17 protein-coding genes are annotated in these 22400 nt (G+C 61.5%); 7 read left to right on the top strand and 10 right to left on the bottom strand.

Annotated features, from left to right (window positions below):
- The first annotated feature begins 39 nt into the window (after positions 1-39).
- The gene (locus QN219_RS00625; protein ID WP_283997176.1) at positions 40-1722 is read left to right on the top strand and encodes an iron ABC transporter permease; all 1683 of its coding nucleotides are present in this window, start codon (positions 40-42) and stop codon (positions 1720-1722) included.
- Positions 1723-2065: 343 nt separating this feature from the next.
- On the opposite strand, the gene QN219_RS00620 is transcribed toward QN219_RS00625, so the two are convergent.
- Positions 2066-4018 carry an acetoacetate--CoA ligase gene (locus tag QN219_RS00620; RefSeq protein WP_283997174.1) on the bottom strand — a complete coding sequence of 651 codons (1953 nt, stop codon included), beginning with the start codon at positions 4016-4018 and terminating at the stop codon, positions 2066-2068.
- Between the two features lie 174 nt (positions 4019-4192).
- On the opposite strand from QN219_RS00620, the gene QN219_RS00615 reads away from it, so the two are divergent.
- On the top strand, positions 4193-6016 hold the full coding sequence (locus tag QN219_RS00615; RefSeq protein ID WP_283997172.1) for an AsmA family protein: 1824 nt from the start codon (positions 4193-4195) through the stop codon (positions 6014-6016).
- A gap of 31 nt (positions 6017-6047) precedes the next feature.
- Here QN219_RS00615 and QN219_RS00610 read toward each other — a convergent pair whose 3' ends face one another.
- The 4 genes from QN219_RS00610 to QN219_RS00595 form a co-directional block, all read right to left on the bottom strand.
- Positions 6048-6869 (bottom strand): ABC transporter permease subunit, encoded by an 822-nt coding sequence (locus QN219_RS00610; RefSeq protein ID WP_283997169.1) that lies wholly within the window; start codon positions 6867-6869, stop codon positions 6048-6050.
- Between the two features lie 3 nt (positions 6870-6872).
- On the bottom strand, positions 6873-7784 hold the full coding sequence (locus tag QN219_RS00605; protein WP_283997167.1) for an ABC transporter permease subunit: 912 nt from the start codon (positions 7782-7784) through the stop codon (positions 6873-6875).
- 4 nt (positions 7785-7788) lie between these two features.
- On the bottom strand, positions 7789-8931 hold the full coding sequence (locus tag QN219_RS00600; protein WP_283997165.1) for an ABC transporter ATP-binding protein: 1143 nt from the start codon (positions 8929-8931) through the stop codon (positions 7789-7791).
- A 264-nt stretch (positions 8932-9195) separates the two neighbouring features.
- On the bottom strand, positions 9196-10290 hold the full coding sequence (locus QN219_RS00595) for a polyamine ABC transporter substrate-binding protein (protein ID WP_283997164.1): 1095 nt from the start codon (positions 10288-10290) through the stop codon (positions 9196-9198).
- Positions 10291-10630: 340 nt separating this feature from the next.
- Between QN219_RS00595 and QN219_RS00590 the strand changes: the two genes are divergently transcribed.
- The gene (locus QN219_RS00590; RefSeq protein ID WP_283997163.1) at positions 10631-11584 is read left to right on the top strand and encodes a fatty acid desaturase family protein; all 954 of its coding nucleotides are present in this window, start codon (positions 10631-10633) and stop codon (positions 11582-11584) included.
- Here the strand turns inward: QN219_RS00590 and QN219_RS00585 are convergent.
- Positions 11578-12987, bottom strand: a complete 1410-nt coding sequence (locus tag QN219_RS00585) for a helix-turn-helix domain-containing protein (RefSeq protein WP_283997162.1) — start codon at positions 12985-12987, stop codon at positions 11578-11580. The two genes, QN219_RS00590 and QN219_RS00585, sit on opposite strands and share 7 nt — an antisense overlap.
- A 230-nt stretch (positions 12988-13217) precedes the next feature.
- Here QN219_RS00585 and aceA point away from each other — a divergent pair, with 230 nt between their 5' ends.
- Together aceA and QN219_RS00575 are read left to right on the top strand one after the other, a co-directional pair.
- Positions 13218-14507 (top strand): isocitrate lyase, encoded by a 1290-nt coding sequence (aceA, locus tag QN219_RS00580; protein WP_283997161.1) that lies wholly within the window; start codon positions 13218-13220, stop codon positions 14505-14507.
- Between the two features lie 124 nt (positions 14508-14631).
- On the top strand, positions 14632-14871 hold the full coding sequence (locus QN219_RS00575) for a hypothetical protein (RefSeq protein WP_180940222.1): 240 nt from the start codon (positions 14632-14634) through the stop codon (positions 14869-14871).
- Between the two features lie 183 nt (positions 14872-15054).
- Here the strand turns inward: QN219_RS00575 and QN219_RS00570 are convergent, their stop codons facing one another.
- Positions 15055-15936, bottom strand: coding sequence for a LysR family transcriptional regulator (locus QN219_RS00570; protein ID WP_283997160.1), 882 nt, complete (start codon positions 15934-15936; stop codon positions 15055-15057).
- 88 nt (positions 15937-16024) lie between these two features.
- Here QN219_RS00570 and QN219_RS00565 point away from each other — a divergent pair, with 88 nt between their 5' ends.
- A complete protein-coding gene (locus QN219_RS00565; protein ID WP_283997158.1) occupies positions 16025-16198 on the top strand; it encodes a hypothetical protein in 174 nt (57 codons plus the stop codon).
- Between the two features lie 75 nt (positions 16199-16273).
- On the opposite strand, the gene QN219_RS00560 is transcribed toward QN219_RS00565, so the two are convergent.
- The 3 genes from QN219_RS00560 to QN219_RS00550 form a co-directional block, all read right to left on the bottom strand.
- Entirely contained in the window at positions 16274-18799 is a 2526-nt protein-coding gene (locus tag QN219_RS00560) for a methyl-accepting chemotaxis protein (RefSeq protein ID WP_283997157.1), read from the bottom strand.
- Positions 18800-19219: 420 nt separating this feature from the next.
- The gene (locus tag QN219_RS00555; RefSeq protein ID WP_283997155.1) at positions 19220-19360 is read right to left on the bottom strand and encodes a hypothetical protein; all 141 of its coding nucleotides are present in this window, start codon (positions 19358-19360) and stop codon (positions 19220-19222) included.
- A 268-nt stretch (positions 19361-19628) separates the two neighbouring features.
- Positions 19629-20813, bottom strand: coding sequence for an NAD(P)/FAD-dependent oxidoreductase (locus QN219_RS00550; RefSeq protein WP_283997154.1), 1185 nt, complete (start codon positions 20811-20813; stop codon positions 19629-19631).
- Between the two features lie 135 nt (positions 20814-20948).
- On the opposite strand from QN219_RS00550, the gene QN219_RS00545 reads away from it, so the two are divergent.
- Positions 20949-22385 (top strand): glutamine synthetase family protein, encoded by a 1437-nt coding sequence (locus QN219_RS00545; protein WP_283997152.1) that lies wholly within the window; start codon positions 20949-20951, stop codon positions 22383-22385.
- Positions 22386-22400 lie beyond the last annotated feature (15 nt).

The raw sequence follows: 22400 nt of genomic DNA, 5'->3' as shown, positions 1-22400 counted from the left end.
CCAGCCTTCACCTTGCCGCTTCGCCTCGGAACCGATCGCTTGCCGTCCACATCCAGGAGCCTCAGAAGACGCTTTGCCCGCTCGGGAACGGGTCTTGGCCACCCGCTGCTCGCGATCTGGGCCATAGTCGCCTCGGCGATTGTCCTGATGCCGATGACCGCCATCGCTTGGCTTGCCGTTTCCGGCGGCAGCGCGGACTGGCCGCATCTCATCGAAAACGTCATCCCCCGCGCCACGGGACGAACACTGCTGCTCGTTGTGCTGACGGGTGCGACAACGGCCCTTATCGGCATTCTGACTGCGTGGCTGGTGGCGAGTTGCGAATTTCCGCTACGCCGTTTTCTTTCCGCCGCGCTAGTGCTGCCGCTTGCGATACCCGCCTATCTCGCCGCGTACGCGTTCGGCGAACTTCTCACCTTCACCGGTCCGGTCCAGGGGCTGATCCGGGTGGTCTTCGGTTTCCAGACGAGCCGGGACTACTGGTTCCCGGATGTACGCTCCCTTGGCGGCGCGGTGCTCGTTCTGAGTTCGGTGCTCTATCCTTATATCTATCTCGCCTGCCGCTCGATGTTCCTGATGCAGGGGCGCGCAGCCGCGGATGTGGCGCGCACCCTCGGCGCCGGTCCGCTCAAGGTCTTTTTCCGGATCCAGATCCCGATGGCGCGGCCGGCCATCATGATCGGCCTGACGCTTGTCGCCATGGAAACGCTGAACGACATCGGAGCGGTGGAGTTTCTGGGCGTTCAGACATTGACCTTCTCGATTTTCGACACCTGGCTCAACCGCGGCAGCCTGGCCGGCGCCGCGCAGATCGCTTGCATCATGCTGCTCTTCGTCGTCGCACTGATGATGGTCGAGCGCGCCGCCCGCCGCCGGCAGCGCTTCGCCAGTCAGAAGACGACGGCCGCCGTGCACGATCTTGCCAGGCTTACGCTGTCGGGCTGGAAAAAATGGGCGGCGACGATCGTCTGCCTGCTCCCGATGCTGTCGGGCTTTGCCGTTCCCTTCTTTGTTCTGGGGAACTACGCGCTGAAACGTCTCGATCAGTTTCTGGCGCCACGCCTTCTGAATGCGCTGTTGCATAGCATCCTGGTTTCCGGCCTGACCGCGCTTGTCGCGGTGCTTCTGGGATTTGTCCTCGCCTACGCCGCGCGGACGGGGCGCTCCCGCATCACGGATGCCGCCGGCCGCCTGGCCTCCTTTGGCTATGGCGTGCCGGGTACGGTTCTCGCGATCGGCGTGCTCTTTCCGCTTGCAGCACTCGACAATGCCGTCGATGCGCAGGCGAGAGATCTGTTCGGAATTTCGACCGGGCTCCTGATGAGCGGCACCGGCTTTGCCATCGTCTATGCCTGCGCCGTCCGCTTCCTCACCATGGCGGAAGGCACGCTCGAGGCCGGCTTCCAGAAATTGTCGCCGCATCTCGACATGGCGGCGCGCGCGCTCGGACGCACGAGCGGCCAGACGCTGCGGACCGTGCTTCTGCCGATGATGCGACCTGCGGTGCTGACGGCGGCACTGCTCGTCTTCATCGAGACGATGAAGGAGCTCTCGGCAACCATCATGCTGAGGCCCTTCAACTTCAACACGCTTGCCACTCTGGTCTACGAGGATGCCTCGCGCGCCAAGGTCGAGGACGCCTCCGTCGCGGCGATGATCATCGTCCTCGCGGGCATGATCCCGGTGATCCTGGTGTCGAGATCACTTGAACGTCGTCCCTGACCGTACGAATCCGCTGCGCGAAAAAAAGAGGCAGCCGAAAGCCGCCTCTGGAGTCAATGCTAACCAACAAATGCTCGAGAAAAGGTGACATCATGTCTGCGGCAACATCGCTGCTGCGGCACCGGCCCTTGACTGGTCGGCCTCAAGTTGGTTCGACCATGCACCGCCAGATGTAAACAGGATCTTACTTTTCGACCCAACAATCTTAAGCAATCGCGCGCAACTCCGACGATTTGGTTAATTCGCCGGACGCGGACTGGTTAACGCGCGAGCACGTGATCCATGGGGTGGAACAGGCGGGAAGCAGCGGGATAGCGCAGAAGCCGCAATCCCGCTCCGAGGATCAGTTTTTCAATGCGTCGAGCCCCGCAAAGAGGTCGAGCGCCTCGGGATTTGCCAGCGCTTCCTTATTCTTGACCGGGCGGCCATGCACGACGTCGCGAACCGCAAGCTCGACGACCTTGCCCGATTTGGTCCGCGGAATATCCGCGACGGCAATGATCTTCGCCGGCACGTGACGCGGCGAGGCGCCAGTGCGGATTCGGTTCTTGATGGCCTTCGTCAGTTCGTCCGTCAATTCGACACCCGGCGCCAGCCGGACGAAGAGGATCACCCGCACGTCATCCTCCCAGTCCTGCCCGATGCAGAGGGCCTCGGCGACCTCTTCCATCTGCTCGACCTGATTGTAGATCTCCGCCGTGCCGATCCGCACGCCGCCCGGATTGAGCGTCGCATCGGAACGGCCATGAATGATGATGCCGCCATGAGGCGTCCACTCGGCAAAATCACCATGGCACCAAACATTGTCGAAGCGCTCGAAATAGGCTGCGCGGTACCTGGTGCCCTCGGGGTCGTTCCAGAACATGACCGGCATCGACGGAAACGCCTTTGTGCAAACGAGTTCGCCTTTCTCGCCGCGCACGGGTTGGCCTTCGTCGTTCCAGACGTCCATCGCGAGCCCCAGGCCGGGTCCTTGGATTTCGCCGCGCCATACCGGCTTCAGGGGATTGCCGAGCACGAAGCAGGACACGATGTCGGTGCCGCCGGAGATCGAGGCGAGTTGGATGTCCGACTTGATGCCCTCGTAGACGAACGAAAAACCTTCCGGAGAAAGCGGCGAACCGGTCGACGTCAACAGACGAAGCGCGGACAGGTCATGCGTGCTGATCGGCGTGAAGCCACCCTTGCGCACGGCGTCGATATATTTTGCCGACGTGCCGAAAATCGCGAACCGTTCCTCCGCCGCATAGTCGAAGAGGACGTTACCGTCCGGATAAAAGGGCGAGCCGTCGAAGAGGCAGAGCGTGGCTCCTGCCGCCAGACCCGATGCCAGCCAGTTCCACATCATCCAGCCGCAGGTGGTAAAATAGAAGAGCCTCTCGCCTTCCTTCAGGCCGCAGTGGAAACGGTGTTCCTTAAGGTGCTGCAGCAACGTCCCACCTGCAGAATGCACGATGCATTTCGGCACGCCGGTCGTACCGGACGAAAACAGAATGTAGAGCGGGTGGCCGAATGGCAGCCGCTCGAACGCCAGCGGTTTCACGTCGAAGGGAGCGATGAAATCGGCCAGCGTAACGCCGCCTTCGATCGCCGCTGCCAGCGCGGTGCTGTCACCGGCGTAAGGAACAATGACGGTCGGCGCGCCCAAGGTAGATGCGGAGGCGCGCACCTTGCCGGCGACGTCCTGCCGCTTGCCGTTGTACCAATAGCCGTCGCAGGCGATAAACAGTTTCGGGGCGATCTGGCCGAAGCGGTCGAGAATACCTTGCTCGCCGAAGTCGGGCGAGCAGGACGACCAGATAGCGCCGATCGACGCCGTCGCAAGCATCAGCGCAATCGTCTCGGGCATGTTCGGCATCATCGCGGCGACACGGTCGCCTTTACCGATGCCCTGCGCTTTCATTGCCTGCTGGAGGCGCGATACCAGGGCATGCAAATCATCCCAGGAAAGGCGATAGCTGACCGTGTCCTCGCCACGAAAGACCAGCGCATCGCCAGCGCCGCTGTTGCGCAGCAGATTTTCCGCGAAATTCAGCGTGGCGTCCGGAAAGAAGCGGGCATCAAGCATGCGATCGCCGTTGATGAGCGCTCGCTCCCCGCGATCACCGACAACCCCGCAAAAGTCCCAGACCGCGGTCCAAAAGTCGCCGCGCTCGGCCACGGACCACGCATGGAAGGCGTCATAGTCGGCAAAATTCCGGCCGAACCGTTGCCCGCACCACGACATGAATTGAGCCATTGGGCTTTGCTCGAGAATCTCGGCACCAGGAACCCACAAAGGTCGATCTGCTTGCATGCTTTCCTCCACTCCTCTGCGTGTTTCTATACCATGCTGCAACGCAAAATAAACAGCATGCGGCTAGGTTCGGCGTCGCGATGACGACATTTCCCTGTCAGCCGTATTTGCTTTATCAAAACCGAAGGCCTATCCAGACGGCTTGACCCGAGAGCAAGCGAAAATCCGACCGAAATGACGAGACAGTTCCTGCATATATGGCTCAGTTCCAGCCTTCGGTCGCGGATCGGCCGGCGTCACGTCGTTTGGTCCGCCGGGATCGGCATCGGCCTCGCCATCGCGTACAACGCCGCGCTGCCGCTGGTTATTTCCACGACCGATGCGCGCGCGACGATGGAACGGATGCTCGACGGCTGGTCGGGCGGCAAGAGCAGGATTGGCGGCGAACCGGAAATCCACTTCTGGCCGGAGCCTGAGCTGACGCTGTCCTCGGCGACGATCGAAACCGACGAGGCAACCCCGCGCCCGCTTGCGCATATCGGCCGCATTACCGCATCCTTCAGCTTGCTTGCGGCGCTTCGCGGCGAACCGGCGCTGGACGATATCCGCTTCGTCGATCCGGTCGTCACCATCGAGCGCGCCGCCGACGGAACCGTCAACTGGAAACGGCCGCGCTGGCTGAGCTTGCCTGAGACGACGACCCGGGAGGACACACCCTTCGGCGACATAACGATCGAAAACGGCCGGATCCGCATCCTCGACCGGATGGCCGACGGCGCCCTGGACATCGACCTTCCGGCGATCTCCGGAACCGTCAAATGGCCATCCTTTGCTGAGCGCATGAGCGCCCAGCTTTCAACGACCATCGGTGGGCAGGCGATTGACTGGGCATTGATCTGCGACGAACCGCTCGCCCTCTTTGCCGGTCGCAATGCGTCGCTCAGGACGTCGCTGACCTCGGCCCCATTGACCTTCTCCTTCGAAGGCATCGGCAATCTTTCGATGTATCCCTTTGCCTCCGGTCATCTGCAGGCATCGGCGCCGTCGCTGTCTACTCTTCTCGCCTGGTATCGGGGCACTTCGTCGGGCACGCTTCCTGCAGGTGCTTTCAGCATCGATGCCATGGTGGCAACTGGCGAAAAGACGCTCAAGCTCGACGATCTGCAACTGGTGATGGGCGGCGCCACGGCGACTGGTGTCTTGGACATCGCGTTTCCGGCCGGCGAGACGCCGCGTGTCGAAGGAACGCTCGCCTTCGATCGCATCGATCTCAACGGCATCACTCCCCCGAATGCAAAGTCCGCAGGCACCAGCGACCCCGAATGGCAAATGGCGGAAACCCTCTTCGGCGCCTGGCGTGCAGACGTGCGGCTTTCATCGCAGGAAGTGCTCGTCGGTCCGCTGCATCTCACAGAGGTGGCAGCCGGCGTCATGATCAATGGCAACCGGGTGTCGCTCGATATCGGTGACAGCACCTATGCAAACGGCATTCTCAGCGGCCGCGCGGTGCTCTCGGAGAAGGGGCTGGAACATGGCGGCAAGCTTCAGATGAGTCTGAAAGATGCCGACTTTGCCGCCGTACTCGACAGTTTCGGTCTGAAGGGCCCGACACCAAGCGGCAGGGGCACCCTCAATCTCGATCTTGCGACCGACCATCCTGTCTGGGCGAGCAGCGCGTCCGATCTTTCAGGTCGCCTGACGTTTTCGCTGGCGAATGGCAGCCTCGCCGGGTTCGATGCGAACGCCTTCATCGACCTCGTCCGAAGGGGAGAATTCTTCTCTCTTTCCGAGGCGAGCGCCGGGGCGTTCGACTTCCAGGCAGCCGATATCGAGGCGATCTTCGGCGCCGGCGTGGCGCGACTGAACCGGGCGAATTTTACCGGGCCGTCGGGCGGCATGGCGATCACCGGCGTCATCCCTTACCGCACGGGCAGCCTCGCGCTCGCCGGAACACTCGAAAATCCGACGACGGTCAATCAGCCGCTGCGCTTCTTCGTCGGTGGAACCTGGCCAAACGCGGTTATCTCGCCGCTCTCCGTGCTTGTGGAGCCGCAATAGACGGCAGGCGTCAACCCCTGCCCTCGGCGGGTCAGCCTATCGCGGCAAATGCGGCGCGCTCGTCTCTCTCCCGTTGGACCTCCCGCCGCTTCGTCACGATCGACGCGACGAGCACGCCGAGTGCAACGACACCGATCAGGATCGTGCAGATCGCGTTGATTTCGGGCGTCACGCCGAGACGGACCTGGCTGTAGATCTTCAGCGGCAGCGTCGTGGCGCCCGGCCCCGTGGTGAAGCTCGAAATCACGAGATCATCGAGCGACAGCGTGAAGGCGAGCACCCACCCGGAAAAGACTGCCGGCGCAATCACCGGCAGGGTAATTGCGAAGAACGTCCTGACCGGCGTCGCGCCGAGATCGAGCGCCGCCTCTTCGATCGACTGGTCGAAGCTCAGAAGACGCGACTGCACCACGACGGCGACGAAACACATGGTGAAGGTGATATGGGCGAGCGTGATCGTCCAGAAACCGCGATCGAGCCCGATGGCAACGAAGAGCAGCAGCAGCGACAGGCCGGTGATCACCTCCGGCATCACGAGCGGTGCATAGACCATGCCGGAGAAGAGCACGCGGCCGCGAAAGCGCGTGTAACGTACGAGCGCAAGCGCCGCCAGCGTACCAAGCACCGTCGCGCAGGTCGCCGACAGCAGCGCGAGGCGAATGGTGACCCAGGCCGCATCGAGCAGCCCCTGATTGTGCCAGAGCTGACCATACCACCGCGTCGAAAAGCCGGCCCAGACGGTCACGAGCTTCGACTCGTTGAACGAGAAGATCACGAGCAGCACGATCGGCAGGTAAAGGAAGCCAAAGCCGAGGACGACGGAGACAATGTTGAAGCGCGACCATTTTGCCATCGTCTATCTCCCCTCACCATCGGCTTTCGCCTGCACATTCTGGAAATAGACGATCGGGAGCACCAGGATTAGCAGGAGGATCGTTGCCACCGCCGAGGACACCGGCCAATCGCGGTTGGCATTGAATTCGTTCCACAGCGTCTTGCCGATCATGAGCGTTTCCGAACCGCCGAGTAGATCCGGGATGACGAACTCGCCGACCGCCGGAATGAAGACCAGCAGGCAGCCGGCCACGACGCCCGCGAGGGATAGCGGAAAGGTTACCCGCCAGAACGCGGTGATCGGCGTGCAGCCGAGGTCCTGGGCAGCCTCCGTCAGCGTGTGGTCCATCTTCTCGAGCGCCGAATAGATCGGCAACACCATGAAAGGGAGATAGGAATAGACGATACCGATATAGATCGCCCAGTTGGTGTTGAGGATGATCAGCGGCTGATCGATCACATGAATCGACATCAGGAGCTGATTGAGCAAGCCCTCGGGTTTCAGGATGGCGATCCAGGCATAGACACGGATCAGGAAGCTCGTCCAGAAGGGCAGGATCACCAGCATCAACAGCGTCGGGCGGACAGAACGCGGCGCCTGCGCCATTCCATAGGCAATCGGATAACCGATCAAGAGCGTCAAGAAAGTGGAAACGGCCGCAATGATGACACTCGAAACATAGGCATTGAAATAGAGTACGTCCTCGGTCAGCCAGACATAATTGTCGGCGGAGAACTCGCGCATTTTCTCGAGGATGCCCGAAAGGCCACCAGCAAGATCGAAGACCGGCGTGTAGGGCGGCATAGCAACCGCTGTCTGCGAGAGCGAGATGCGGAACACGATAAAGAAGGGGATCAGAAAGAAGAAAAGCAGCCAGGCATAAGGAATGATGATGACCAGGCGGCTGACGAAGGCTGACGCAATTCTTGCCATGGCTTCAATCCTTCAATACCACGCCAGCGTCTTCACCGAACGAGATCCACACCTGCTGGTCATAGCCAAGCGGATCCTCCACCGCGCGCACGGCATTCAGCGACGACGCCTTGATGACCTTGCCGTCCTTCAGGCGAATGTGGAAGACGGTCATGTCGCCGAGATAGCCGATGTCCCAGATCTCGCCTTCGGCCGCGTTGAGCGGCGCATGCGCGGGCGCCTGCCGGCTGACCCGGATCTTTTCCGGCCGAACGGCGACCGCAGCCTTGGCTCCCGTGGAGACTTTCTCCGACGAGGCCATGCGGATCGGCACGCCACTCGCCGTCTCGACCCGGACGCGGCCGTCTTCCGCGGCGGCGACGGTGCCATCGAAAATGTTCACATCGCCGATGAAGTCCGCGACGAAGCGTGAATTCGGCGCCTCGTAGATTTCCGCCGGCGTCGCCACCTGAATGACCTTGCCGTGGCTCATAACGGCGATGCGGTCGGCCATGGTCATCGCCTCTTCCTGGTCATGCGTGACGATGACAAAGGTCAGGCCGAGTTCCTGCTGCAGGTCCATCAGTTCGAACTGGGTTTCCTCGCGCAGCTTCTTGTCGAGTGCGCCGAGCGGCTCATCGAGCAGGAGCACCTTCGGGCGCTTGGCAAGCGAGCGGGCGAGCGCCACGCGCTGGCGCTGGCCGCCGGAAAGCTGGTGAGGTTTTCGCTTGGCGAATTTCTCGAGCTTGACGAGCTTCAGCATCTGCGCGACGCGCTCGGCAATGTCGGTCTTCGGCATGCCGTCCTGCTTCAGGCCGAAGGCGATGTTGTTTTCGACCGTCATGTGCGGAAACAGCGCATAGGATTGGAACATCATGTTGACCGGCCGCCGATATGGCGGAATGCCGGCGAGGCTCTGGCCATCGAGAATGATCTCGCCCGACGTCGGCTGCTCGAAGCCGGCAAGCATGCGCAGCAAGGTCGATTTCCCGCAGCCCGAGGCGCCCAGGAGAGCGAAGAATTCCCGGGTATAGATGTTCAGCGAGAGATCGTCGACCGCCGTGAAGTCCCCGAATTTCTTGGTCACGTTTTTGAAGGAAATGAATGGTTTGGAGGCCGGGTCCGCCCATGGAGCGAAGGACCGCCGGATACTGCCGAGAGACTTCATCATCTATCCCCGAATGACACAGCCGATGGGCGCGTCGTCCTGACCCTACAGCCGCGCTTCTTATCAGACGCGCAAATGACGCTGTAGCACCGTGAATTGCTGCATGTTTCTATTCTTGAATCGGCTGCGATTTAAGGAAACATGCAGTAGCGCCCATTCAATCTTACGCCGAGCGGAAGACGGGCGAAAAACGACGACACGTTTCACTCGCCCCGCTCCAAAAAAATTGCCCGGATTTTGAGGCCGGGCAATTCGCTTCCGCTCTTACTGGCCGGTGACGACCTTGGTCCAGAGCCGGGTCAAGACCCGCTGCTCCTTGGCCTCAAACGGCGTGACGGTGAACAGCTTTTGCATCACCTCGTCCGACGGATAGATTGCCGTGTCTTCCAGGACTTCCTTGTCCAGGAACTGCTGCGAGGCCTTGTTGCCGTTGGCGTAGAAGACATAGTTCGAGGCCTTGGCAATGACTTCCGGTTTCATCATGTAGTTGATGAACTCATGCGCTTCGGCAACATGGGGCGCGTCGGCCGGGATTGCCAGCATGTCGAACCACATCTGCGCGCCTTGTGCCGGTATCGAATAATCGACCGTCACACCGGCTTTCGCCTCTGCCGCACGGTCACGCGCCTGGAAGACGTCGCCCGAGAAGCCGACGGCCAGGCAGATGTCGCCGTTTGCGAGTGCATTGATGTATTCCGACGAGTGGAATTTGCGGACATAGGGGCGGATGCTCGTCAGCAGTTCGCCGGCTTTTTCGAGGTCCGCCTGCTCGTGACTGTCGGGATTGAGGCCGAGATAGGCGAGCGCCGAGGGAACGATGTCGGTCGGGGAATCGAGAAGGTGGATGCCGCAATCCTTGAATTTCGCGGCCAGTTCGGGCTTGAAGATGACGTCCCAGTTCGGCTTTTCGTCCGTGCCCAGGATTTCCTTCATCTTGTCGACGTTGTAGCCGATGCCGGTGGTGCCCCACATGTAATCGACGGCATACTCGTTGCCCGGATCGTACTTCGCCGTACGCTCCATGATCACGTCCCACATGTTGGGCAGGTTCGGCAGCTTCGACTTGTCGAGCTTCTGGAAGACGCCCGCAGCGATCTGGCGCTGGAGGAAGGTGGCGGTCGGCACCACGACGTCATAGCCGGACCCGCCGGCGAGCAGCTTCGTTTCCAGAATTTCGTTGGAATCGAAGACGTCGTAGACCACCTTGATGCCGGTCTCCTTGGTAAAGTCCTCGAGAATGCTGCTGTCGATATAATCCGACCAGTTGTAGACGTTGACGACCCGCTCCTGTGCCGACGCGAGCATGGTCGATCCCGCGAGCGTCGCGGCTGCCAGTGTTGCGATTATGATTTTGGACATCAGTTCCCTCATTATTATCGGTTCTCGGCAAGAGCCGCTGATCCGTGCGATCCAGCGCAGTCTTGATCGGTCCGCAGCCGAGGTTAGGCATGTTTCTTGCCAACCTCAAGCGCTTTCGCGCCGGATAAAGGCACCATCTCGGATTGCACGCATTTTGGCAAGCGCAAGCAAAAACGGGCACTTATGGCGCAGCGCGCCGGGGTCCTCCGTCCCGATACGGAACGCTCACGCGCGTTAACCATAGTGCCAAGATGCGGATTCGCGGCTTTGTTTACGATTGATTAACCTTAGTGGAAGTGCGACTTTGCCGGCGGTTGTGTATCAGCGTCCGGACCACGTTATGAGCGAGCGAAACCGCAGGATCGACCCGAGGGAACTGAAGCGCCTCTCGGTTCTGCAGCCCAGAAAATCACTAACGGCAATCGCCGCGGACTGGGCCATCATCGCGGCGGCGATCGCCGTCAGCGAATATGCCGACAATATGCTCGTCTACCTGATCGCCGTCGCTGTGATCGCCGGGCGAATGCATGCTTTCGGTTGCATGGTTCACGAGGCGGCCCATTACCGCATCATCCGCAATCGCAAGCTTAGCGACTGGATGAGCGACATTCTGCTGGCCTGGCCGGTACTGGCGACCGTCGACGGCTATCGCCAGAACCACCTCGCCCACCACCAGCACGCCAATACCGATGACGACCCGGACTGGACCGCAAAGCGCGACCTGGCACAGTTCACCTTCCCGCAAAAACTGGCGCGCGGTATCGCGCAGCTGCTCGGCTATCTCGTCGCCGTCAATTCGATCCGCGACCTCCTTCACATGGCCAAGAGGATCTCGAAAAGCGACCGTTCGACGCGGGGCTACAAGGCGCTGCGGCTCGGCTTCTATCTGGCGGCGGCTGCCATTTTTACGATGCTCGGTATCTGGCGCGAATTCGTGCTCTACTGGCTCGTGCCATTCTTCACGTTCTTCTGCCTCTTTCTCTACGTGCGCAGCGTCGCCGAACATTTCGGCAGCATGGACTACAGCGACGAGTTGACGAGCTCACGGACCGTCTACCCGCATGCGTGGGAAAAGCTCTTTTTCGCGCCGCACAACATCAACTACCACCTCGAGCACCATCTCTATCCCGGCGTGCCCTATTACAATTTGCCGGAACTGCATGCGATCCTGATGCGAAACAAGGCCTATGCGGACAAGGCCCACATCACCCGCGGCTACAGCACGGGGCTTCCCGCGGAATGCTTCGCGCCCGAGGCGCCGCTGTTGCCCAATCAGCACCCGGCCAGTTACTGAAAATCGAAAACGCTGAGGCCCGTCGCCATCTCGTCCAGGCCAAGCGGGCGGGTAACGGGCGGTTCGGCGCGTGCCAGACAGCCTTGCCGCTCGCAGAGGCGGCAGGCTGCACCGACCGGCACCGCCGGCATCCTCGAAGCGCCGTAGACGACCTCCTCCGCGAAGCCGACGTCACAGCCGATGAGCAGCGCCGTGCGCCTCACCCTTTCCTGAAAGCCGGCCTGCGGTCCGTCGAGCGTGCGCGAAACGACCAGGAATTCGCTGCCCTCCGGCATTTCGACGCGATCGACGAGAATCTGCCCCGGCACGGCGAAGGCGGCATGGATGTTGAGCTTCGGACAGGCGCCGCCGAAGCGCGCATTTGGAAAGCCGAGCGCGCCCGCTCGACGCAGCCGGTGGCCGGCATTGTCGATCTCCATCAGGAAAAACGGGATGCCCGCGGCCCCGGGACGCTGCAACATCGTCAGTCGATTGGCCGCCTGTTCAAATGATACCTGAAAGCGGGATCTCAAGACGTCGATGTCGTATTTCGCGCGCTGCGCAGCGGCCAGGAACGCCTGATAAGGCATCATGACGGCATGAGCGGCATAGCGCGCGAGTTCGAAGCGACCGATACGGCGCGCCTCGGCAGTCGCGAAGCGGAATTGCTCCAACTCGGCGTCGATTGGCTCGTGGCAGGCAATCGAGGCCACTTCCATCGCGATTTCCCGCGCCTGGTCGAAAGGTGACAGGCGTTCGGAAATAAAGAGCCGCATCGAGTGTCGGTCGAAACGGCGGCGCAGGTTCGGCATGGCATGCACCGGCAGTGTCCTGACGACGAGGCCATGCTCCTTCTTGAGCCAGGCCTTCAGCGCTCCGGCAAGGTCGTCACCGGGCGAGAGCGCGGCGTGAAAGGCCTCCATCGCCTCCTCGATCCGAGCGAAATGGTTGGGCCGGGCCTCGAATGCCTCGCGGACCTCGTCGATCGGCAGTCGAGTGTCCGAAAGAGCCGCCATGTGCCCCTGCCCCGCCAGGAGATCGGCGAGGTCCTTCAGGCGCGATGCCTGCTCGCGATAGGCGCGGTAGAGCTTGACGATGCCCCCCGAGGCGTTTGGCGCCGCCTCGGTGACTTCGATCAGCTCCTGATCCCCGGGCAGTTCGCCGGCCAGGAGCGGATCGGCGAAAACCTCGCGCAACTGCGCCAGGCCGCTACCGGTTTCGCCCTGCAACTCGTCAAGGTCCACCTTGTAGACGGAGGCGAGCTTGAGAAGAAGCTGTACTGTCAGCGGCCGCTGGTTGCGCTCGATCAGATTGAGATAGGACGGAGAGATGCCGAGCGCCTCTGCCATCGCCGTCTGCGTCAGTTGAAGACCGTTGCGGATACGTCTGACGCGCGGCCCGGCAAAGATCTTGTTTTCCGCCATCTGTAACTCCCTTTACAAACCGAAGCCCGCGGGTCGTATTAACAACATTTACAACTTTACTGCTTCGCCTTGTCAAACACAAGACAAGATAACCCTTTTGATTCAGTCGGAACTTTGATTTTCGTGGCGGGTTTATGCGGTGCAATGTAAAAACTGTCACATGATCTTACGGCCTGAACTTGGCACAGACCAAAAGTCGAAGAGCGATCAGATTTGACGAGGAGAAAAGAATGACTGATTTTTACAATCTCGTTCCGAGTGCGCCGCAGGGACGTTTCGATGGCGTCGAGCGGCCGTATACCGCCGAAGACGTGAAGCGGCTCAGGGGCTCGGTCGAGATCCGGTATTCGCTGGCTGAAATGGGCGCCAACCGTCTGTGGAAACTCATCCACGAGGAGGATTTCGTCAACGCGCTCGGGGCGCTTTCCGGCAACCAGGCAATGCAGATGGTTCGTGCGGGGCTGAAGGCGATCTATCTTTCCGGCTGGCAAGTCGCCGCCGACGCCAACACGGCCTCAGCAATGTATCCGGACCAGTCACTCTATCCGGCCAATGCGGCGCCCGAGCTGGCGAAACGCATCAACCGCACGCTGCAGCGCGCCGATCAGATCGAAACCGCGGAAGGCAAGGGGCTTTCGGTGGAGACCTGGTTCGCGCCGATCGTTGCCGATGCCGAAGCGGGCTTCGGCGGGCCGCTCAACGCCTTCGAGATCATGAAGGCCTTCATCGAGGCGGGTGGGGCTGGCGTTCACTATGAGGATCAGCTCGCGTCGGAAAAGAAATGCGGCCATCTCGGCGGCAAGGTGTTGATTCCGACCGCCGCGCATATCCGCAACCTGAATGCCGCGCGGCTTGCCGCCGATGTCATGGGCACGCCGACCCTTGTCATCGCACGCACCGACGCGGAAGCAGCAAAACTCCTGACCTCCGACATCGACGAGCGCGACCGTCCCTTCGTCGACTATGATGCCGGCCGCACCGTCGAAGGTTTCTATCAGGTGAAGAACGGGCTCGAGCCCTGCATCGCCCGCGCTATCGCCTATGCGCCGCACTGCGACCTCATCTGGTGCGAGACCTCGAAGCCGGATCTGGAGCAGGCACGCAAATTCGCCGAAGGCGTGCACAAGGCGCATCCCGGCAAGCTGCTCGCCTATAATTGCTCGCCGTCGTTCAACTGGAAGAAGAACCTCGACGACGCAACGATCGCCAAGTTCCAGCGTGAACTCGGTGCGATGGGCTACAAGTTCCAGTTCATCACGCTCGCCGGCTTCCACCAGCTGAACTTTGGCATGTTCGAACTGGCGCGCGGCTACAAGGACCGGCAGATGGCCGCCTATTCGGAGTTGCAGGAAGCGGAATTTGCCGCCGAAGCGAATGGCTACACAGCGACCAAGCACCAGCGCGAGGTCGGCACCGGCTACTTCGATGTCGTGTCGCTGGCGATCACCGGCGGCCAATCGTCGACTACTGCCATGAAGGAATCGACCGAGCACGATCAGTTCCGCCCGGCCGCAGAATAAAGGGTCCGGGCGCGCGGCATCCCTGCCCGCCGCGCGCCCGGGAAGCCATGGAACCTCGAACCGAGCGGGATGGAATGCGAAACACCCCCCGCATCCGGCTCTAACCTCCGAAGGAGCAACGCCAATGACAGTACAGACACGCGTCAAGGAACGGGCCGAGGAACAGTCGTCGGCCATGACCCCGGACCAGCAAGCAGCAATTCGCATGGTCGCAAACGACCTGCATCGCCTCAACCAGTCGGTCATGAAGGCTGTCGACGCCGGCGTATCCGTCGAGCTCGTTCGCTCGGCACGCCATCATGGCGGCGAAGGGAACTGGGGCGATCTTCTGATACCGGTCATCGTCACGCAAGGACGGTCGTGATGTTCGCGCTGGCGGCTGTCGCGCTCGTCCTGACGCTCTCTGGCATGTACTGGCGCGATGCCCTGTCCCGCAGACGGTGGGTTCCCGTGGCCGTCACTCGCGACAGGGGCTGAAAAGATAGCCTTCCATCCAGAGAACAAGGTCACCGGCCGACCGCAAGTCGGCCGGTGATCGTTTGCGGTCTTATGCAGAGGAGGTCCGCCGTGGACGCTTGCCGGCAAACAGGTCCACGTGGCTGCGCAGCAGTCGCGTCATCCGGTCAACAACCGTGCGGATTTCCCGCCTGTGCCGGTCCTCGTTGTTCATGACGATCCATTGCCGATGTCGCAGCGGCTCGATCTCCTCGCCCGTCCGCTCCAGCAGCGGATCGAGATCGCCGACGAAGCAGGGCAAAACCGCCCTTCCCGCCCCGGCGCGCGCGAGATCGAGTAACGACCGGGGGCGGCCGACCATCGCAACGATGCGCCCAGCCGCCTGATCGTGCGGCCAGCGCAGATAGGCCGAGATCGCCTCCTCCTCCGCGACCGCAACCCAACGCTCCGGCCCGCCGCCGGGCGCATTTTTCTGGCGATAGGCGGCATAGGCCACTTCGCCAATCAGCCGTGAGGCCAGATAGGTCTCTTCCGGCTCGAAGGCGCGAATGCCAATATCGCTCTCCCGATAAGCAAGATTTGCCCGCGCCTCCCCGATCGAAAGCGATATGGCAAAGGCGTCGCGCTCGGTGCAGATCGCCGGGAAATTCTCCGCAATCAGCCACGAATTCCAGGTTCCGGCCGCAATGCGGACGACCGGCGTGCCCTCGCCTTCCTTCTGCCAGCTCTCGACCTTGCGCGCCGCCGCTTCCATCTCCTGCAACTGCTCGAAGAGGAAGCGTCCGTCGGCGGTGAGCACATATCCGGTCTGGCTGCGCACGAAAAGCGAGCGCCCGGTACGCTCCTCGATCTCCAGCATCCGGCGGCCGATGGTTGCCGGGCTCAAGCCGGTCGCCTGAGCCGCACCGGTCAGGCCACCGGCGCGGGCCACGGTCATGAAACAACGGTAGATGTCCCAGTCCATGCTTTTCATGTGTGAAAAACATATGGGGAAATCGACTGTATGTAAAACAGTTTTAAATGCATAAAAAAGCTGATGCCCGAAAACGAGGAGCATCACCATGGACATGATGGCAATGGCCTATCTATTCGACATGCTTTCCAAGAACCGCCGCTGGGAGGAGTCCTTCGAACCCCGCCAGCCGCGGCGCAGGGCCCTGATGGGCCGCCTGATTTCCACGATCACCCGCAAGCTGCCGCCGGAGAAATGCCGCGAAGATTGTGGCAGGGTCTGAGCCTTCGCCCTCCTGCCAAATAGACGACGCCGCGCGCTCCGTTGAGCGCGCGGCGTCGAGTTTCCTGTAGTTGTCTCAGGCGGCGCGATAGGTTTGGCCGGTCGCCACTTCCGGCTCCAGCCGGAATTGCTCGACGAGCATCATCAGCGTATCCGCCTGGTTTGCAAGCGCGCGGCTGGTTGCCGTCGCCTCTTCGACCATCGAAGCATTCTGTTGGGTCATCTGATCCATCTGGTTGACGGAGCCGTTGACCTCGTTCAGAGCCGTCGCCTGGTCGCGGCTTGCCGTCGCGATCATCTCGACATGCTGGCTGACGGATACAATCTGGGCACTGATCGAGGCGAGCACCGCACCCGTCTCCTTGACGAGATGCGAGCCGGAATTGACCTCGTCGGTCGACTTGTTGATGAGCCCCTTGATCTCCCGAGCCGCCTCGGCCGACCGTTGCGCCAGCTCCCGGACCTCCTGCGCGACCACGGCAAAGCCCTTGCCCGCCTCTCCGGCCCGTGCCGCTTCGATGCCGGCGTTCAAGGCCAGCAAGTTGGTCTGGAAGGCGATGTCGTCGATGACCTCGATGATCTGTTCGATCTGGCGCGAAGCCTCTTCGATGCGCCCCATCGCGGCAATCGCATTGGTGACGACCGTCGCCGAGCTGTCCGCGCTCTTCTTGGTCTGCGACACGGCGAGGTTTGCCTCATGTGCACGCTCTGCCGAGGAACGCACGGTGGCCGTGATCTGGTCGACAGCGGCCGCGGTCTCCTCGAGCGAAGCCGCCTGGGCTTCCGTTCGCTTGGAGAGCGAGTCGGCGGAATGGTGCATGTCCGCGCCACTCTGCTGGATCGCCTGGGCGTTCATCCGGATCTGGGCCAGCGTATCCTGAAGCCGGATGAGCGATCCGTTGAAATCCGTGCGCAGCTGCTCGAGCCGACCGTGGAAGGGGACCTCGATCTGGCGCGACAGATCGCCTTGCGCCAGGCGTCCGAGGCCAGCAGCAAGCTCGCTGACCGCAAGATCGATTTGCCGGTCCAGCTCGCGCTTCTCGGCATCGTTGCGGCTGCGTTCAGCCTCGGCGCGAGCGCGTTGCTCTTCGCTTTCGGCCTCGATGCGCACCTTGGAAAGGGCGTTTTCCTTGAACACGCCGAGCGCACGCGCCATGTCGCCGATCTCGTCGCGCCGCGCGCCACCGTCGATCGCCGTGTCGAGCACGCCGTCGGCGAGCCGCCGCATCGCGGCGGTGATCTGGCCTATCGGCTTCTTCAGCGTCAGCGTCAACGCGATGCCGGCAAGCAGCGCGATGATGACGCCGGCGACGGTCGCGGCGACGGAGATCTGGTTGGCTTCGTCCCGTTCGGTACCGGCAGCAACCTTCTGCTGCTCGGCGAACTGGGTCAGGTCTCCCCAGATTTCGTTGATCGTTTCACCGGCAGCATTGAACTCGGCCGTTCGCTTCTCGGAGCTCGTGACCAGCGCCACGCTATCCTTCTTCATCACGTTGATGATCGGCAGAAGCGCATCCGCCGTCGTGTCGAAGAAGCTCATTCCGGTGGCGACGCCGCGCAGCGTGGTCAAATTGGCCTGAACGGCAAGGAACTTGTCCAGGAGCCGCTTGCGATTTTCCTCGGTCGTACTGCCCAGGAAGGCGGCCGCGGCGATCTGAATGTCGGTGATCGATGTGGAGAGCCTGCGTGTCGCAGTCAGCACGGATTCGGTGCTTGCGATCTTTTCATCGAGTTCACTGAAGATCTGCGTGGCTTCGCGCATCTTCCCAACGGAGGCGGCCTCCAGACGGAAGCTCGCGGTGCGGAAGCGATCGACATATTTCGAAATGCCGGCAAGCGTTTCAGGTCCGACGGGAGCCTTGATCAAGGCACCGATCTCGCTTGCCGCGGAATTGACGGTATCGGCGAGAGACTTTTCGCCCTTCGGCAGCAAAGTGAAGATCTCGCGCTGCGTGCGGCCGATCTTCGGGAAGCGGTCCTGCACCTGTTTCATCTTCTCTTCGACCGTTGTCGCCTTGCTGACCTCGGTGCCGAATTCCGCAAAGAAGCGGCTGGCGCGCAAGAGCTTTTCGGCGTTCCTCAGCATCGTCTTCGCCGCGTTCTCGTCCTTTCGCACCGCGTATTGCAGGCGGTTCGTCTCCTCGTTGATCTTCGCCTGCTCGGCCACCAGGCGCTCCAGATTGGCCGTCATGGCCGCACGCAGCTCCTTCTCGCCGACGTGCAGCGTCCAAAGGCCCTCAATGCGTGCTTCGATGTCGCTGGTCGCAGCGATCGCGGCGGTCAGTTCTTCCTGGCCGTTCTGCCCGGCGACCTGTGCGGCGGTCTGCGTGAGGATATCCTTCTGCGCAGCGATCGTGCCGCGAACCGCATCGCGGTTCTCCTCGGTCGTCTTGTGCAGGAAATTGTTCATGCCCGCATAGACGTCCTTGAAGCCGCTCAGCGTCTGCAGGACGCTGTTTGAAATCTCCATGCGGCCCTGCAGCAGGCCCGACGCGTAGAGGCCGGTGATGCCGACAGCCGAGATGCTGACGACAAACGGCAGGATGAAGAACAGAACCTTCGTCTGAATCTTGAAGCGGGCGAGAATCCTATCAATGAACATGGAAAACACCTTGGCTCGCAGCTCGCGTTTCGCTTCCCCCGATGGCTGGACGTACCCGCGCCAAGTGATCACTTGCGGAGAAACGCCCGGAAGCCACCCGATGCGCAAACAGGCTGATGTTTTTCGGGAAATCATGCGGCGCACGCCGCCAGTCCGCCGGCAATCATTGCGGGACCCGCGCCACCTCTTAAGGCAGCGAGGCCCTGACGGAACTCACTTGGACGCCATAGTCGATTTGAACGATTAAAATTTGTATAAGCGGCCGGCAGTTTTGGAGCGGCGGTGGCGGCCGAGACGATTTTGCGGCCATCGGCTTCGGCCGGATCACAGGCACCGCAAAATTAAGCAACGCGAACTCGCCTTCACTTGGTCGGCTTCACCTGGGAAGGCGCTTGCCGCCTTCCTGTCTCGCCCCCAGATTCAGAGGGGCGCGAATGCCGTGAAGGTCACGACGAGAAAGAGCGCGATGACCGCACCGAAGGCAATCAATTCATGGGGCAAGTGGCTCTGCTCCCTGCGGGCAACCGCAACAGCGCGGGGACGGCGGCGTGAGTGGGTCATGGCATCCTGTCCTTGTCCTACAGCGACGCGCATCTTTCAGACGCGCAAAGGCCGCTGTAACCGTCTGAGTTTCCGGCAGCCAACCCGGCTACCATGCTGATCATGGTGCCTTCATCCTGCGGCCAAGGAAAGTCCATGAAATGGAAACAGTGTGGTTTCCGTTTAGGGACCACCCCCAAGTCCTCCGCGGGCAGTGCAGCCAAAAATCAGGTTCAGCCATTTCCGTTAACAATGGCTGAAAAGGCAAATCACCAATTTTTCCGGATGGTCACACCTCTTGACCGGCGGCGAAACCGGAGGCCCAGGCCCATTGGAAATTGTAGCCGCCGAGCCACCCGGTGACGTCGACGCATTCCCCGATGAAATAAAGCCCGGGAACCTCTCTCGCCTGCATCGTCCGCGAGTCCAGCGCACGGGTGTCGACGCCGCCGAGCGTTACCTCCGCGGTCCTGTAGCCCTCCGATCCGGCGGGCTTCAGTGCCCAGCTCTGGATGGAGGCCGACAATGTATCGATGGCCTTGTCGGAAAGGTCGGCAAGCATCCGTCCCGTCAATTTTGCTTCCTCCGTGAAAAACTGGGCCAGCCGCCGCGGCAGGATGTCGGCCAAGGCCGTGTGCGTCGCCTGGCGACCGTTCGTTCGACGCATCCCCTTGAGAATGGAGGCAATGTCAATGTCCGGCATCAGGCGCAGGACGATCTCCGCGCCTTCGCGCCAATAGGACGATATCTGCAGGATGGCGGGTCCGCTCAAGCCGCGGTGAGTGAGCAACACCGCTTCGCGAAAAGCGGCCTTGCCGCAGCGCGCCTCGGCATCGGCGGCGACGCCGGCCAGTTCGCCGATCTTTCCAAGCTGTGCCGGATCGAGGGTCAAGGGAACCAATGCCGGCCGCGTTTCGACGATCGGCAGACCGAACTGTTCCGCGATCCTGTATGCAAAGCCCGTCGCGCCCATTTTCGGGATCGACTTACCGCCGCTCGCCACCACCAGTGACGCAGCCTCGACCGCACCATCATTGGTGATCACGCGGAAGCCGGATGCAATCTTCTCGACCGTCGAGATCGCAGTTGCAAGCCGAAGTGCCACGGCTGCCTCCTGCATTTCGGCGAGCAGCATGCGGATGATGTCCTTCGCCGAGTGATCGCAGAAGAGCTGGCCGAGGGTCTTCTCGTGCCATGCGATGCCATGCCGCTCGACGAGTGCGACGAAGTCCTGCGGCCGATAGCGCGCGAGCGCCGACTTGCAGAAATGCGGATTATCGGAAAGGAAGTTCTTCGGACCGGCATGGACGTTGGTAAAGTTGCAGCGGCCGCCGCCGGAGATGCGAATCTTCTCGCCGGGCGCCTTGGCGTGGTCGAGCACGAGCACGCGGCGTCCGCGTTTTCCCGCTTCGATCGCGCACATCATGCCCGCGGCGCCCGCTCCAATGACTACCACATCGTGTTTTTCTACCACGGAAGACCCTTTTTTGCGTTTGCGTCTTCCTTTCCGACCGCAGAACCAAAAGTCAATCGTGAACCGCCGAAGCCGCTCTAGCCAATCGCCAAACTCCGGCTATGATGCGCTATCCGAAGCCAAAACCGGTGATTTATGCCCTCCAAGAGAAGTGTCGCCCAACAAGCAGCAAAGATCAGCAAGAGTTCGAAAATACCCGTCGCCCTGCATTCGCTCCGAGGCGTGAAGACCTGGAAGGAAGCAGTCGACTGGCTCAAGATCCGCGGCATCGAAGACATCGAGTGCATCACGCCCGACCTTGCCGGCGTACCGCGCGGCAAGATGATGCCGACCTCCAAGTTCACGTCGAACACCTCGCTCGCTCTGCCTTCGGCGATCTACCGTCATACGATTTCCGGCGAATACCCCGACGAAACCGAACAGTTCCGCTACGATTCGCGCGACAGCGACATCAAGCTGATGCCCGATCTTTCGACCCTTTCTATTGTTCCCTGGGAGACCGACCCGACGGCGCAGGTGATCTGCGACATCGTCGGCTCGCAGGGCGAGCAGATCAACTATACGCCGCGCAACGTCCTGAAACGCGTGGTCGATCTCTATCGCCAGAAAGGATGGAAACCGGTCGTCGCGCCCGAGATCGAGTTCTATCTCGTCGCCCAGAATGACGATCCGGACTATCCGCTGCGTCCGCCGAAGGGGCGCTCCGGCCGCTCGATCCTCGGCGGCCAGGGCTATTCGATCGCCGGCATCAACGAGTTCGACGAACTGATCGACGATATCTACCACTTCTCCGAAAAGCAGGGCCTCGAGATCGACACTCTCATTCATGAAGAGGGTCCGGCTCAGCTCGAAATCAACCTCCGGCACGGCGACCCTATCGAGCTTGCCGACCAGGTTTTCCTGTTCAAGCGCACGATTCGCGAGGCGGCACTGAAGCACGGCATCTACGCGACCTTCATGGCGAAGCCGATGCAGGGCCAGCCCGGCTCGGCGATGCACATTCACCAGTCGGTCGTAGAGATCAATACCGGTCGCAATCTGTTCTCGAATGCGGACGGATCGCCATCGAAGGAATTCTTCTCCTTCATCGGCGGCATGCAGCATTACGTGCCGAGGACGCTGGCGATGATGGCGCCATATGTGAACTCCTACCGTCGGCTGACACCCGACATGTCGGCGCCGGTGAATACCGCCTGGGGTTACGACAACCGAACGACGGCATTCCGCATCCCCGTCTCGGACGCGGCGGCGAGACGCATCGAGAACCGCCTGCCGAGTTCGGATGCCAACCCTTATCTGGCGCTCGCAGCCTCGCTCGGCTGCGGCTATCTCGGCATCATCGAAGACCTGCAGCCCTCGCCACCGACCGAGGACACGGCCAACGAAGGCGAAATCGATTTGCCGCGCGGCCTGCTCGAGGCGGTTTCGCTGCTCGAATCGGCGCCCTCGCTCGCCGACGTCTTCACGCCCGAGTTCATCGCCATCTATGCCGGCGTGAAGCGTGGCGAATTCGAGACCTTCATGCAGGTGATCAGTCCGTGGGAACGCGAGTTCCTGCTTCTGAACGTCTGACCGAAAGGCACCTCT

The sequence above is a fragment of the Sinorhizobium sp. 8-89 genome (genome assembly GCF_030124325.1).
Classification (GTDB): domain Bacteria; phylum Pseudomonadota; class Alphaproteobacteria; order Rhizobiales; family Rhizobiaceae; genus Sinorhizobium.
Note: the sequence above shows the minus strand (reverse complement) of the source record. Positions and strands in the feature narration are given on the sequence as shown.